This window comes from Amedibacterium intestinale (genome assembly GCF_010537335.1).
Lineage (GTDB): Bacteria > Bacillota_I > Bacilli_A > Erysipelotrichales > Erysipelotrichaceae > Amedibacterium > Amedibacterium intestinale.
In genome coordinates, this window is sequence record NZ_AP019711.1 from 179,732 (window position 1) to 192,513 (window position 12,782).

The 12,782-nt window shown below is 33.9% G+C and carries 18 protein-coding genes and 1 tRNA gene; 15 read left to right on the plus strand and 4 right to left on the minus strand.

Annotated elements, in window-relative coordinates; translation table 11 throughout:
* The first annotated feature begins 138 nt into the window (after positions 1-138).
* From A9CBEGH2_RS12465 to A9CBEGH2_RS00900, 13 genes are all read left to right on the plus strand, one after another.
* Positions 139-699 carry a BRO-N domain-containing protein gene (locus tag A9CBEGH2_RS12465; protein WP_232057294.1) on the plus strand — a complete coding sequence of 187 codons (561 nt, stop codon included), beginning with the start codon at positions 139-141 and terminating at the stop codon, positions 697-699.
* Between the two features lie 45 nt (positions 700-744).
* Positions 745-1,008 (plus strand): hypothetical protein, encoded by a 264-nt coding sequence (locus A9CBEGH2_RS12470; protein ID WP_232057295.1) that lies wholly within the window; start codon positions 745-747, stop codon positions 1,006-1,008.
* Between the two features lies 1 nt (position 1,009).
* The gene (locus A9CBEGH2_RS00850; protein ID WP_163052619.1) at positions 1,010-1,291 is read left to right on the plus strand and encodes a CD1845 family protein; all 282 of its coding nucleotides are present in this window, start codon (positions 1,010-1,012) and stop codon (positions 1,289-1,291) included.
* A 73-nt stretch (positions 1,292-1,364) separates the two neighbouring features.
* The gene (locus A9CBEGH2_RS12760) at positions 1,365-1,691 is read left to right on the plus strand and encodes a PDDEXK nuclease domain-containing protein (protein WP_163052620.1); all 327 of its coding nucleotides are present in this window, start codon (positions 1,365-1,367) and stop codon (positions 1,689-1,691) included.
* Between the two features lie 42 nt (positions 1,692-1,733).
* Positions 1,734-1,880 (plus strand): PDDEXK nuclease domain-containing protein, encoded by a 147-nt coding sequence (locus A9CBEGH2_RS12645; protein WP_408609173.1) that lies wholly within the window; start codon positions 1,734-1,736, stop codon positions 1,878-1,880.
* 1 nt (position 1,881) lies between these two features.
* Entirely contained in the window at positions 1,882-2,064 is a 183-nt protein-coding gene (locus A9CBEGH2_RS12650) for a PDDEXK nuclease domain-containing protein (RefSeq protein ID WP_163052710.1), read from the plus strand.
* Positions 2,065-2,284: 220 nt separating this feature from the next.
* Positions 2,285-2,360 (plus strand) — tRNA-Lys (locus tag A9CBEGH2_RS00870).
* 154 nt (positions 2,361-2,514) lie between these two features.
* Positions 2,515-3,672: a DUF6348 family protein gene (locus tag A9CBEGH2_RS00875; RefSeq protein WP_163104131.1), complete on the plus strand. Its 1,158-nt coding sequence runs from the start codon at positions 2,515-2,517 to the stop codon at positions 3,670-3,672.
* Positions 3,673-3,798: 126 nt separating this feature from the next.
* Positions 3,799-4,398, plus strand: coding sequence for a translation initiation factor IF-3 (infC, locus tag A9CBEGH2_RS00880; protein WP_115714409.1), 600 nt, complete (start codon positions 3,799-3,801; stop codon positions 4,396-4,398).
* Between the two features lie 22 nt (positions 4,399-4,420).
* On the plus strand, positions 4,421-4,615 hold the full coding sequence (gene rpmI / locus A9CBEGH2_RS00885) for a 50S ribosomal protein L35 (RefSeq protein ID WP_115714410.1): 195 nt from the start codon (positions 4,421-4,423) through the stop codon (positions 4,613-4,615).
* Positions 4,616-4,634: 19 nt separating this feature from the next.
* Positions 4,635-4,997 (plus strand): 50S ribosomal protein L20, encoded by a 363-nt coding sequence (rplT, locus tag A9CBEGH2_RS00890; RefSeq protein WP_115714411.1) that lies wholly within the window; start codon positions 4,635-4,637, stop codon positions 4,995-4,997.
* A 14-nt stretch (positions 4,998-5,011) separates the two neighbouring features.
* Complete coding sequence (locus A9CBEGH2_RS00895; protein WP_163052622.1) at positions 5,012-5,449, plus strand: MarR family winged helix-turn-helix transcriptional regulator; 438 nt, start codon at positions 5,012-5,014, stop codon at positions 5,447-5,449.
* Positions 5,450-5,523: 74 nt separating this feature from the next.
* The gene (locus A9CBEGH2_RS00900; protein ID WP_163052624.1) at positions 5,524-6,780 is read left to right on the plus strand and encodes a patatin-like phospholipase family protein; all 1,257 of its coding nucleotides are present in this window, start codon (positions 5,524-5,526) and stop codon (positions 6,778-6,780) included.
* 32 nt (positions 6,781-6,812) lie between these two features.
* Here the strand turns inward: A9CBEGH2_RS00900 and A9CBEGH2_RS00905 are convergent, their stop codons facing one another.
* Positions 6,813-8,138, minus strand: coding sequence for a class II D-tagatose-bisphosphate aldolase, non-catalytic subunit (locus A9CBEGH2_RS00905; protein WP_118276711.1), 1,326 nt, complete (start codon positions 8,136-8,138; stop codon positions 6,813-6,815).
* 112 nt (positions 8,139-8,250) lie between these two features.
* On the minus strand, positions 8,251-9,141 hold the full coding sequence (locus A9CBEGH2_RS00910; protein WP_118276710.1) for an RluA family pseudouridine synthase: 891 nt from the start codon (positions 9,139-9,141) through the stop codon (positions 8,251-8,253).
* Between the two features lie 140 nt (positions 9,142-9,281).
* Between A9CBEGH2_RS00910 and A9CBEGH2_RS00915 the strand changes: the two genes are divergently transcribed.
* A complete protein-coding gene (locus tag A9CBEGH2_RS00915; protein ID WP_115714416.1) occupies positions 9,282-9,662 on the plus strand; it encodes a desulfoferrodoxin family protein in 381 nt (126 codons plus the stop codon).
* A gap of 28 nt (positions 9,663-9,690) precedes the next feature.
* On the opposite strand, the gene A9CBEGH2_RS00920 is transcribed toward A9CBEGH2_RS00915, so the two are convergent.
* Entirely contained in the window at positions 9,691-10,545 is an 855-nt protein-coding gene (locus A9CBEGH2_RS00920) for an NAD(P)-dependent oxidoreductase (RefSeq protein WP_118276709.1), read from the minus strand.
* A gap of 23 nt (positions 10,546-10,568) precedes the next feature.
* Positions 10,569-11,462 carry a hypothetical protein gene (locus A9CBEGH2_RS00925; RefSeq protein WP_118276708.1) on the minus strand — a complete coding sequence of 298 codons (894 nt, stop codon included), beginning with the start codon at positions 11,460-11,462 and terminating at the stop codon, positions 10,569-10,571.
* Positions 11,463-11,589: 127 nt separating this feature from the next.
* On the opposite strand from A9CBEGH2_RS00925, the gene A9CBEGH2_RS00930 reads away from it, so the two are divergent.
* Complete coding sequence (locus tag A9CBEGH2_RS00930) at positions 11,590-12,759, plus strand: cation diffusion facilitator family transporter (protein WP_163104132.1); 1,170 nt, start codon at positions 11,590-11,592, stop codon at positions 12,757-12,759.
* Positions 12,760-12,782: the final 23 nt, after the last annotated feature.

The following is a 12,782-nucleotide window of genomic DNA, read 5'->3' on the forward strand; positions in this document are numbered from 1 at the left end:
ATAGCCAAGTAGATACAAAGGTTTTTAGACTTCTACCAAAGATAAAAGCTGAAAAATCAAATAGTTGGTGTGCTGCTTTGAGCGACTATTGTATAATGGTTGTTGTAAACAGTACATCAACTCAAAGGGGGAACTATTTTGGAAAACGAAATTAAATTATTTGAAGGAAATCAAATACGTTCCGCTTGGGACAATGAAAAAGAAGAATGGTATTTCAGTGTAGTAGATGTGGTTGGAGTTCTTACAGAAAGCAAGAACCCACGAGATTATTGGTATAGGGTCAAAAAAAGAATGACAGATGAAGAGAAAAGTGAGTTGTCGACAATTTGTCGACAACTGAAATTAGAATCTTCTGATGGAAAAAAGTACAATACGGATGTTGCTGATATGCAAGGTATTTTTCGTATTATACAATCAATTCCATCGCCAAAAGCTGAACCATTTAAAATGTGGCTAGCCGAAGTCGGTAAGGAAAGAATTGATGAAATCATTGATCCAGAACTTACGATTGATAGAGCGTTAGAAACATATGCGAAAAAAGGATATTCAAAAGAATGGATCAATCAAAGATTACAAGCTATTCAAGTAAGAAAAGAATTAACTGATACTTGGAATGAACATGGTATTGAGCAAGGAAGAGAATATGCCATTTTAACCAATGAAATTTCAAAAGCTTGGTCAGGTATGACAACAAGATAGTACAAAGATTTAAAAGGACTTAAAAAGCAAAATTTAAGAGATAATATGTCGACTACAGAACTTATCCTTAATATGCTGGCAGAAACAGCTACAAAAGATATTGCAAATACTTCAAATCCTCAAGGGTTAGAAGAAAATAAGAAAGTTGCTAAAAGAGGTGGTAATGTAGCAAAGGTCGCAAGGGAAACCCTTGAAAAAGAAACAGGAGAACCAGTTATTACATCAAAAAATGCAATTGATTTTGGTAAACTGATTGGAGATGTGGCAAAAGAAATTCCAAATGATAAAGATGATGATAAGGAAGAATAAAATGAAACTGTTACTAAGAATCATCTTGTTTCCGATTATTCTTATTCTTTCATTACTGATTGCTTTTTCAAAGTTTATCGTAACGATTGGTGGAACAATTCTAGGATTATTCTCATTTCTAGTAATCCTTGGAGCGTTGGCTTGCATTATTCAAGGTGAAGTGAAACTTGGAATAGAAGCACTTATTATTGCGTTTTTAATAAGTCCTTATGGATTGCCTAAGATTGCAATGTGGATGGTGGCATATCTTGAATACGGAAAAGAGAAATTAAAAGAAATATAACATGGTAAAACGAAGACGATGGAATACAAACTATCGTCTTTTTCTTTACCCAAAATGAAAGGAGGGAGAAATTATGAGTATGTATTTGTTTGATGAACAACCGATACTTGCCAATAAAACACTTGCAAGAGAAATAGGTTTAAATGAAGCATTAGTTCTTCAGCTAATAAACTGCTGGATAAAGATCAATAAAAGGTCTGGAAATAATTATTTTGAAGGTATTAGTAAAAATCCAGAGCAGTTAATGGAAATATCAAAGAGCAAAGAAAATATTCTTGTACCAATAATTAAAGATCCATTTACCTTTGAATTTCTTGGACTCGATGCAAAGGAGAGTGTATCTGAAACCGACTTAGAACAAGCTTTAATGGATAACTTACAGGAATTCATGCTTGAATAAGGACAAGGGTTTTGCTTTGGAGCAAGACAAAAGAGAATCATCATTGATGACAAATACTATTTTGTAGATTTGGTTTTCTATAATAGAATATTGCATTGCAATGTTATTATTGAACTTAAAAATGATGAGTTCAGACATGAAGATTTAGGACAGTTAAATGCCTATGTCGGATACTATAAAAATACATGAAATGAATGATGGCGATAATCCACCAATAGGGATACTTCTTTGTACTGATAAAGGAAATGGAATGGTCGAGTACGCATTGTCTGGAATGGATAATCAACTCTTTGTTTCTACATATATGTTACATCTTCCAAATAAACAAAAGCTAAAAGAATTTATAGTCAACGAGATGAAAGAAATGTGCTAAAATGCTTATAGATAGTTTTATTGGTTAATTTTAGGAAAGCTTTTATCATACGTAGAATTATGTATAATTCCACTACACTCATAACTAAAAATAATGTTAAAAATTATAGTGTCAATACGTTGACACGAGAGGGTTATGTCTATACTGTTTTTTTTATCATAAGAATAAAAAAAGATTGCTTTTGCATAACGGCTGATGTATAATAATTAAGCAAGCAAATGACTCCTTAGCTCAGCTGGCAGAGCAACTGACTCTTAATCAGTGGGTCTAGGGTTCGATTCCCTAAGGAGTCACCAATATAATAAGACAACCCTTTAAATAGTAGTTATTTAAGGGGTTTTATTTTTTTTGTATGAAAGCTAATGGGATTTTCTCTTCTATTTCTAGAAAGATATAAAAGAATGATGTATAATTAAATAATAAAAAATCTTACAAGAAGTAGGTGATTGTATGTTTTTTAAGAAAAAAAGAAAAATGAAAGAAATTGCATCATCAAATAATGATGTTCAAAATGAAGGCCTTTTGGAGAATTTGGTTTCTATATGTGGGGATGGTGTTGTATTTCAAAATGCATTTATTTTAGAAGATGAAGATATTTATGTGTATGCGGATGTATTGTCTTTTCAGGATAATGTTGCACAAATTGTTTTTCAGCTTCATCATGAGTGGCTAGATGAACCAGTCAGCGAGGTTATCGCAGCTGTAGGGGATAGTAAAGATGAGGTATATTATTCAGCTTGTGAACAGTTTTATGAGCAGGTTTTGCAGGTTTACTTAAAGGTTTGTAATAAAGAGTCGTATATTGATACAGTTGAAATCTTTACACAGGAGATGCATCGTTTTCATGTATGGAAAAGTCCTCTTGGAGGAATTGGAAAAAAAGAAGGAATTGAAGAAAGTGATTATTGGAATCTGCTAAAAAACGATTTATCATTGCGCTTGGGAAATAGAAAAGTATATGCAGTGAAAGTGTTTGCTTCAAAACAGAAAAGAGAAGTAGAATGCGAGGTAATGTTTAATGGTAAAGAAAGCAGGGAAATGTCAAGAAAGCTTCTTTCTATTACAGGAGAGTGGGATTGTATAGGGGATGTTTGTACAGAGAGACAATGGATATTTCTGATGCAAGATGAAGATACGTATATTGAAAGTGATATTGACAATCAAACCATTAGTAAATTGACGTATGAAACGATTGCCTTGCTGGAGAATTGTGATAATAAAGAAGAATATCAAAAAATTCGACAAAAACTTTTAAAACGTTATAAAGATACATCTTTAGTGTATGAAGTCCTTTATTTTATACCTGAGTTATATACAAAAGCGTATTATATGGGTGTAGAATTTGGTGAGAAACTGTTTCTTATTCAAAAAGATCATAAAACAAGGGAGTTATATCAATCCCAGCTGCAGTCATTTCCGATAGTAGAGCGCTGTGTGGAACATCATTTACAAAAGGAAATCCTAGATGATCAAAAAATAAAGAAAGTCATGGAATTTAGTGTGAATGCGAAAGCTATTCAAAAAGCATTGGAAAATGGGGAAGTACAGCAGGGCTTACAGGTTTCTGGAATCGGTTATGTTGGAAAATCTGATTATATTTTAAGATAGTGCTTGACGTGAAGAAAGCTATGTGTTATGATAAGCAAGCAGAAAAGTTAGTGGAAAGTTAGAAGCACCCCTTCTCACCTGATGTCTTAAGACATAGGTAAATGCTACATCAATCGAAACGTAACGATGATTATTTTAGCGGGTGCATATGAGTACCCGCTTTTCTTATGGCAATTGGAGGTGTCTATTATAAATAAGAGAGTTATTCCTAACAATGTAAACGATGATCTGGTAAATGAAAAAATCAAGTTTAAAGAAGTTATGGTTATTGATGCAGACGGAGAAAAACTTGGTATTAAGATGCGTCGTGAAGCTTTGGAAATTGCATACAATCAGAATTTAGATTTACTGTGTGTAGCTCCAAAGGCTGTACCACCGGTATGTAAGGTGCTGGATTATGGAAAACATCGTTTTGAACAGCAAAAGAAAGCAAAAGAAGCGAAAAAGAAACAGCATGTTACTGAGGTAAAACCAATTCGTTTGTCACCAGTTATTGACAGACACGACTTTGAAACAAAAATGCGTCATGCACGTAAATGGATTGAAGGCGGAATGAAAGTCAAAGTAGATATGCGTTTTAGAGGACGCTTGATTACAAGACTTGATGTTGGTAAGAAAATTATGAATAGCTTCACAGAAGAAATTGGAGACATTGCGGTTGTAGAAAAGAAACCGGTTCTGGAAGGAAATACAATGTCTTGCGTTCTGGCACCAAAGAAGAAATAGTTATTAACAGGAGGTACTACTTATGCCAAAGATGAAATCACATAGAGGACTTGCAAAACGTGTTAAACAGACAGGTTCTGGAAAATTAAAAAGAAGTCACGCTTATACTTCTCACCGTTTCCATGGGAAAACACAGAAACAGAAACGTCATTTGAGAAAATCTGCTACTGTACACAACACAGATTTCAAACGTATTAAGCAGATGTTGGTTAAATAAGTAATAGGAGGAATATAACATGGCTAGAGTTAAAGGTGGATATACAACACGTCAGAGAAGAAAAAAGGTTTTAAAATTAGCAAAAGGTTACTATGGAGCTAAACACATTCTTTATAAAACAGCTCACGAACAGGTAATGCACTCTTTCAAATATGCATACAATGACCGTAAAGATTTAAAACGTGATATGCGTAAATTGTGGATTGCTCGTATCAATGCTGCAGCAAGAATGAACGATATTTCTTATTCAAGATTAATGCACGGATTGAAACTTGCAAATGTAACAATCAACCGTAAAATGCTGTCTGAAATTGCTATTCACGATGCAAAAGGATTTACAAAAATCGTAGATACAGCAAAAGCAGCTTTAGAAAAAGCTTAATTTGAGGTAATCGTATGGACGACACAAGACATACACTGAATGAATTGCTTGTATATTTATTTAATTATATTTTAGCAATTGAAGAGAAGAATCTTCGTGATCAGGGTGTCGATTTATCTATGACCGAAGTACATATCCTAGAAGCAATACAAAAAAGTGAATCGAATATGATGTCAGCACTTGCGAAACGTTTAATGGTTACACAGGGAACGCTTACTGTATCAACTTCTAAGTTAGTAAAAAAAGGATATGTAGAGCGTGTTAAGGATGAAAAAGATAAACGTATTGTGCGTCTGCATCTTACGGATAAAGCATCCGCTGTTCTTGAAGTACATGAACGTTTTCATGAAGAGATGATTGATAAAGCTCTAAATGAACTGGATGTAGATAAAGAACAAGAATTAATCCGTTCCTTAAAAAATATTATGAAATTTTTTAAAGAAAAATATTAGAATCTTCTTATTTCAAGGAGATTCTTTTTTCTATTTAGGATATACTAGAAATAGAGAATCCGGAGGAAAAGAAAATGAAAAGAGCGTTGGTTTTTGGCGGTGGAGGAAGTAAGGGTGCATATGAAATTGGTGTTTGGAAAGCACTGGATACTTTAGGGCAAACATTTGATATAGTGACGGGTACAAGTATTGGCTCTATGATTGGCGTTTTATATGTACAAAGACAATATGATAAAGTTATTGAATTGTGGGATAATCTTCATGTAGAGGATATTATGACAAATGGAGTGAATATCGATCTTGATATGGAACTTTTGATGTCGCAAAAAGAAAAATATCATGATTTTTTATCTAGTTATATACATAATAAAGGTGCAGATATTACTCCTTTCGAAGATTTATTAAGACGTTATTTTGATGCGGAACGTTTTTTCTCTAGTCCTATAGATTATGCGTGTATGACGGTGAATGTTACAAAGAAAAAGCCAAAAGTATTTTATAAGAAGGACATGACACCAGAAACGGTATTAGATTATATCATAGCTAGCGGTTCCTGTTTTCCTATGTTTCCTATGAAGGAAATCGATGGAGAAATGTATGTGGATGGAGGCTATTATGATAATGTACCAATCCATCTTGCGGAAAGTATGGGGGCTGAGGAAGTTGTTGCGGTTAATTTAAAAGCAGTTGGGATACTTAGAACAAATGATATCAAGGCAGATGTTATTTGCATAGAGCCACATGTTTCTTTAGGAAGTTTTCTACTCTTTGATAAAGAAGTTATTCATAGAAATATTCAGCTGGGATATCAGGATACTTTAAAAAAATTTAACTATTATATTGGCACGATTTATACATTTGATAAAAAGCAGAAAAAGGAAATAGAAGCTGTTGAGGATGTATTGAAATATGGAATGAAAACGATAGAAGAAACTTTACAAAGAGAAAAGATGAAGTTTCTTGTTGAAAAAATTGTATTTCATCAGGTGTTAGATGCGATTGATTCCTATATGTCTTTTCCATATCCTTATTTAGCAATTCTTGAATCATGTGCATTTAGTTTTCGATTTGATGATCTTAAAGTGTGGGATTTCAAACAATTTTTAACTGAACTTCTTCGCTTTGCAGATGAGCACGCACATATATCTTTTAATAAGAAGATTGATTTAAAAAATGTAAAGAAAGATGGCAGCATGGAAAGTGTTTGTCTGTTGTATCATTATCTTCTTAAAGAGGATGCCAATATATCTGCTCTTGGTTTTGGAAGTGTAGTATTTAATGACTCCTTTATAAAAGCGTATGCTTTATATTTATTAAAACAACATGGATAAAGAAAAAAGCCACATCGTGGCTTTTTGAGTGCTTATTTGAATAGTTCGTCCTGATGACTTGCGAATGTATATTCTTCAATTGTGTTGCAGATACGATCTTTGATCAATGCTTCTGGATCGTTTTCTAAGACACCTTCACGTACTTTTGTATATTGAATTGGCATAAACTGTGATAAAACAGCCAAGTTGATTCCTTCTTTTCTTAAGTTGGCAATCATTTTATCTTTTGCAGCAGCTACTTTTGGATTTGGCATGTAGTAACGGCTTCTATCAGAGAAACTGAATTTACGCTTGAACCATAATTCTGCATCATTTCCATGATAGTGCTTGCTCCAGTTTTTAGGTTCTTCCAACATTGCTTCTTCCAATACATCAATGAAATGTGATGTTTCTACATCTGTACCATGGAACATCATTTCTTCCATATATGCCAATGAGAATAATGCTTCACGCATTGCATAAGTCATACCTGGACCAACTTTTAAAATTCCCACACCATCTTCTACCAATTCACGCAATTTATATTTTGTCTGATAATCCGTAGAGTGCCCTTCAAATACAAGGTTAGGATACTCTTTGATGGATGCCATTAGATCAACGGCTTTGCTTCTGTCGTATTCTGTACATCCAGCATCTTTTTCTTCTACTCCAGGCTGTACAACAACTGCAATGACATCTTTCCAAGTTTCCTCTAATCCTTCTTTTGCGAAAGCTTCTTCAAATGCTTTTACAGTAGCTTTGAAATCTTCTACTTTTGTTACCTGCATACCTGCATTTTCTTCCTGTGCTCCTCCTGGAATTGGAACTTCACTTCCAACAATGTAAACAGGACGAATTGCATCAGGGTTTGTTTTTAATAATTCCTGATATGTATCTTCACAAACACGTGCAAGTTCAGCTCCACGACGAGAAATTGTTGCATCGCTTAAACGTTCATTTGGATCGTCATCAGCTACTTTCATACTTGTATCGATATGGATTTTTGTAAATCCAGCAGCTACATAGCAGCGAACAAGTTCACGTGCTTTTTCCATAGCTTCTTTTTCAGGAAGAGAAGCGAATGTTAATGGACCTAAGTGATCGCCGCCAAGGAAAACACGATCCATAGATAATCCAGCTTTTTCTGCTTTTTCTTTTACGAAAGCCATGAAGTCAGCAGGTGTCATTCCTGTATATCCACCATTTTGATCGACCTGGTTTGCTGTTGCTTCGATCAATACGCAGGAATTATCGCGTTTTGCTTTTTCCAGTGCAGCTTCAATAACATAATCATTTGCACTGCAGCAGGAATAGATTCCTACTGGTTCACCTTTTTTCTGTTTTATTACAATTTGTTTTAATGGGTTTGTATTTGGCATGATAAAAATCCTCCTTAATATCTAAGCAAATTATAGCACTTTTGTTAAGAAAGTAAACGAATACATTAGTTTGTGCAAGTTAATGATTGAAAAATGCAAAACAGCAGGAATGTTAACTTCCCTGCTGTATTACTTTTGTTATATCTGCTGGCATTGTACACTCGACACATAGTTCTTTTTGAAGAATAGGATGGTAAAACTTTAACCTAAATGCGTGTAATGCCAAACGCTGTATTCTTGTATCTTTTGTCCCATATAAAGGATCACTTAACAAGGGATGCTGAATTGAAGATAAATGGACACGAATCTGATGGGTTCTACCTGTATGCAGAATGCAATGCACCATACTAAAGTTTTTATATTTTTTTATGGTCATAACATCGGTACAGGCAGGCTTTCCAGTATTTGAAATCCGCATTTTTTTAGCGTTATGACGATCTCTTCCGATAGGTTTGTTGATTGTCATATGATTTCTAGGTAAATGTCCCTGTATGAGTGCTATATATTCTCTATGAATTTTTTTATCCTTTAACATAGTATCTAGCATAGGCTGAAAAAAAGGGATCTTGCAAAATAATACCAGACCGCTAGTTTCAATATCTAGACGATGAAGAGGGCGTACAGGAATTTGATATCCCTGCTGCATATAATATGCTTTTACTCGATTTGATAAGGTGTGAGCAGTATTTGTGCCATCGGAGTGAACAAGCAGAGTGCTAGGTTTATTGACTGCCAAAAAGATATCATCTTCATAACAAATATCAATAGGAGTAAAATCAGGTTCTATATCATCCTCCACTTCAGGAAGCTGTATGCATACTATATCACCTTTTTTTACAGCAGTGTTTTGTTTGATCGTTTCTTTACTTATTGAGATTTTTCCTTCCTGATATAAAAGATATCGATTCTTTTTGGATTGATATAACTGTTCTAAAATCATATCGGTTGTACAATCAGTATCTATGTTTATATACAGCTTTTTATATTTTAATGTAAGTTTCATTGTTTATGTTCCTTTTCTATATGGGTAGGATAGCATATTTCATAATATTGAGCAAATAGTTTTTAATTCATATATATTGGTGCTATAATATAAATGTATTCAAGGAATAAAAGAATTTTAGATTCTTAGGAGGAAAGAATATGAAATTATTAAAATGCCCAATTTGCGGTAACATTGTGGAAATGATTGAAGACAAAGGTGTTCCAGTAATGTGCTGCGGAAAACCAATGGTTGAATTAAATGCAAACACAACAGATGGTGCTGTAGAAAAACATGTACCAGTAGTCGAAATAAATGGTGATATCTTAACAGTAAAAGTTGGTTCTGTAGAACATCCAATGTTGGAAGAACACTATATTACAATGGTTTTAGTTGAATTTGATAATCGAGTTCTACGTGTAAACTTAAAACCAAATGAAAAACCAGAAGCAGTATTTGCTTTAAACGGATATAAAGGAAATGTTAACGTTTATGAATACTGCAACTTACATGGTTTGTGGAAAACAGAAGTTGAAGCATAAATAAAAAATGTCCAAGTACTGGACATTTTTATTTTACATTCTCATAATAATGAAGCAAAGCCTGTGTACCTTTGTTTCCTTCACCGTTTTTTTCTAATTCTTCATACATGGAACAAACAGAATTTAACATCTGCAATTCGTTTTTATCTTTCATTTCCTGCTGAACGATATGCATGTCTTTTACAAAATGCTTGATATAAAATCCTGGTTCAAAATCATTGTTTAAAACTCTTGGTGCTGTATGATCCATCTGCCAGCTTCCAGCCGCACCTTTTCGTATGGCATCTAGTACAGATTCTACTTCAAGTCCCTGTGCTTTTGCATAGACAATAGCTTCACTCATAGCGGCAACAGCACCGGCTACGGCAATCTGGTTACATGCTTTGCAGTGCTGTCCATTTCCAGCTTCTCCCATATAATGCAGGGATGTCCCCATACAGCTGAAAAGAGGAACGATTTTTTCATAGGTTTCTTTATCTCCACCTGCCATAATGCTTAAGGTGGCGTTTTTAGCTCCGCTATCTCCTCCAGATACAGGTGCATCCAACATAGACAAACCTAATTCTTTTGCTTTTTGATATAATTGTTTTGCCAATTGTGGAGAACTTGTCGTCATATCAACAAGAATAGCTCCTTTTGAGACATGAGTGAATATCTCCTGATAAACTTCTTCTACATCTTTTGGATATCCCACCATTGTAAAAATAACTTCTGCTTTCTGCACACACTCTTCTATAGTTTTACAAACATGTATTCCTTCCTTTTTTAAAGGTTCTGCTTTTTGATATGTTCGATTATATACAGATACATCATGACCTTTTTCATGTAAATGAAGAAGCATATGTTTTCCCATTACACCAGTTCCAATCCATGCGATTTTCATAATTATCACTCTCCTGTTTTCTATTATAACGCAAAACTTAGAATTAAAAAGAAAAGAAGAGAAAACAATGCCTGCAGAATACGAAAACATAGAAAGCGAGGATAGGATAGATGCGTATAGTTAAGGAAAGAAAAAATCTGCATGTGTACACAAAGTCCACCAAAACCTAAAAGCATGGAAATAAAACATTGTTTTAAAAAAGTATGGCAGGAAAGATTGGATATAATGTATACGCCACTGGAAAATTCCTGAATGATTTGTAGAGGAAGAGATACTGCTTCTGGCAGAAATTGAAAAAAGAGTGTACTGATACTCATAAATACCATAAGATATCCACCTATCATAAAAAGGGTTATTCCACTTTCCTTAATTGCATCGCTAAGCAGCGAAAAGGATAATTGTGTTTTGTTTGGATGTGGAAAAGTTGCATATACTGGAGTAGAACGTGTTATAAAAAGAAGGGTGAGTCCTGATAAAAGCTGTGCAGCATATAATAGAAAACCAATTTTAAGAGAATGAAACAATACTTCACCAATTGTTAAAACAACAAAGCCAATCGTAGGAAAACAGCAGGTATATAACAAACGTTTTCTTTGAGATTCTTCAATATGACACACATAGCATTGTTCATCTAAAAATCCTGATGAAGCAGGAAATCCTAAAAAGATACTGCATATAAGAAAAGCGAATACATCTTTCGATACACCAAAGCATTTACACAGCCATTTTGGAGTAAAGGCATATAAGAGATTTGTTTTATACAGCAAGCGAATAAGAACCATTGTGACAAACATAGAAGGTACTAGTTTTTCAAACCATAGAGTTAAAGCTTCTTTTGTAGAAGCGTAGGTTAAAGAACCAAATGCCAGAGATAAAAGAAAACAAAGAAATAGGCCATAAGGAATTATTTTTCGCATAGAATCACCTATACACTATATGAAAGATAAATACATAACATGTACAGGGGGGATTGCATAAAAAAGAGGTTGTCAGTTTTATAAAATATGGTAAACTATACATTTGTACAGATAAGGGTGATAGAAAATGATTTCGTTTTTAGCAAAAACATTTATTAAGGATTATCAAAATACAGAGGATGAAAATGTTCGCCATGCCTATGGCAATTTAACAAGCCTTGTAGGAATCGTAAACAACATTGTTTTGTTTATATTTAAGTTTATGGCGGGGACACTTGCAGGAAGTGTTTCCATTACTGCAGATGCAGTTAACAATCTTTCGGATGCGGGAAGTTCCATCATTTCTTTGATTAGCTTTCGCTTATCCTCACGCCCTGCGGATGAGGAGCATCCATTTGGTCATGCCAGATATGAATGTATCGCAAGTATGCTGGTTGCCTGTTTGATTCTTTTGCTGGGATTTGAATTGATTAAAACTAGTGCAGGAAAAATTCTTCATCCTGAAGAAGTGCTGTTTTCATGGGTAAGTGTGATTGTTTTAGTAGTTTCTATTGGTGTAAAACTTTGGATGTATATGTACAATCATCATTATGGAAAAGTATTATCTTCCAGTATCATGGAGGCAACAGCTGCGGATAGTATTAGTGATGTCATGGCTACCGGTGCAGTATTGTTATCTACGATTTTATCTCCAATTTTACATTTTAATTTAGATGGATATATGGGGGTTATCGTTGCCTGCCTGATTATTTATGCAGGTGGAGGAATCATTAAGTCTGCATTAGATGAACTGCTTGGAAAAGCTCCCAGCAAAGAACTTGTACAATCTTTAAAAGACAAAATTTATGAATATGATGGAGTTTTAGGGATTCATGATTTGATTATCCATGATTATGGGGTCAATCGTTTGTTTGCCAGTGTGCATGTTGAAGTGGATTATAAAGTAGATGTTATGAAATCTCATGATATGGTTGATAATATTGAAAGAGATGTAAAAAAATCTATGGGAATAGAATTGGTTATTCATATGGACCCAATTAAAAGAGATGATCCAGTTACAAATGAATTAAAAGAATTTATAAAAAAAGCATTAAAAGCAATTCATAAGGATCTAACCCTGCATGATTTCAGGGTAGTGTCAGGAGATACCCACATGAATGTTATTTTTGATGTTGTTGTACCATATCATTTAAAATTAGAAAATAATGAAATTTTACAAGAATTAAAGAAACAGGTCGATCAGAAGTATGATGCCTGCTATTTGGTTGTTACATTTGATAAAGATTATGCAGGATAAAAAAAGAAGCAGAGCTTAAGTTT

Bases quoted from the DNA above. Each gene is read 5' to 3' on its own strand.
- A9CBEGH2_RS12470 (WP_232057295.1), top strand. From the start codon at position 745: ATGTCGACTACAGAACTTATCCTTAATATGCTGGCAGAAACAGCTACA.
- A9CBEGH2_RS00850 (WP_163052619.1), top strand. From the start codon at position 1,010: ATGAAACTGTTACTAAGAATCATCTTGTTTCCGATTATTCTTATTCTT.
- A9CBEGH2_RS12760 (WP_163052620.1), top strand. From the start codon at position 1,365: ATGAGTATGTATTTGTTTGATGAACAACCGATACTTGCCAATAAAACA.
- A9CBEGH2_RS12650 (WP_163052710.1), top strand. From the start codon at position 1,882: ATGAATGATGGCGATAATCCACCAATAGGGATACTTCTTTGTACTGAT.
- A9CBEGH2_RS00875 (WP_163104131.1), top strand. From the start codon at position 2,515: ATGTTTTTTAAGAAAAAAAGAAAAATGAAAGAAATTGCATCATCAAAT.
- infC (WP_115714409.1), top strand. From the start codon at position 3,799: ATGATTATTTTAGCGGGTGCATATGAGTACCCGCTTTTCTTATGGCAA.
- rpmI (WP_115714410.1), top strand. From the start codon at position 4,421: ATGCCAAAGATGAAATCACATAGAGGACTTGCAAAACGTGTTAAACAG.
- rplT (WP_115714411.1), top strand. From the start codon at position 4,635: ATGGCTAGAGTTAAAGGTGGATATACAACACGTCAGAGAAGAAAAAAG.
- A9CBEGH2_RS00895 (WP_163052622.1), top strand. From the start codon at position 5,012: ATGGACGACACAAGACATACACTGAATGAATTGCTTGTATATTTATTT.
- A9CBEGH2_RS00900 (WP_163052624.1), top strand. From the start codon at position 5,524: ATGAAAAGAGCGTTGGTTTTTGGCGGTGGAGGAAGTAAGGGTGCATAT.
- A9CBEGH2_RS00905 (WP_118276711.1), bottom strand. From the start codon at position 8,138: ATGCCAAATACAAACCCATTAAAACAAATTGTAATAAAACAGAAAAAA.
- A9CBEGH2_RS00910 (WP_118276710.1), bottom strand. From the start codon at position 9,141: ATGAAACTTACATTAAAATATAAAAAGCTGTATATAAACATAGATACT.
- A9CBEGH2_RS00915 (WP_115714416.1), top strand. From the start codon at position 9,282: ATGAAATTATTAAAATGCCCAATTTGCGGTAACATTGTGGAAATGATT.
- A9CBEGH2_RS00920 (WP_118276709.1), bottom strand. From the start codon at position 10,545: ATGAAAATCGCATGGATTGGAACTGGTGTAATGGGAAAACATATGCTT.
- A9CBEGH2_RS00925 (WP_118276708.1), bottom strand. From the start codon at position 11,462: ATGCGAAAAATAATTCCTTATGGCCTATTTCTTTGTTTTCTTTTATCT.
- A9CBEGH2_RS00930 (WP_163104132.1), top strand. From the start codon at position 11,590: ATGATTTCGTTTTTAGCAAAAACATTTATTAAGGATTATCAAAATACA.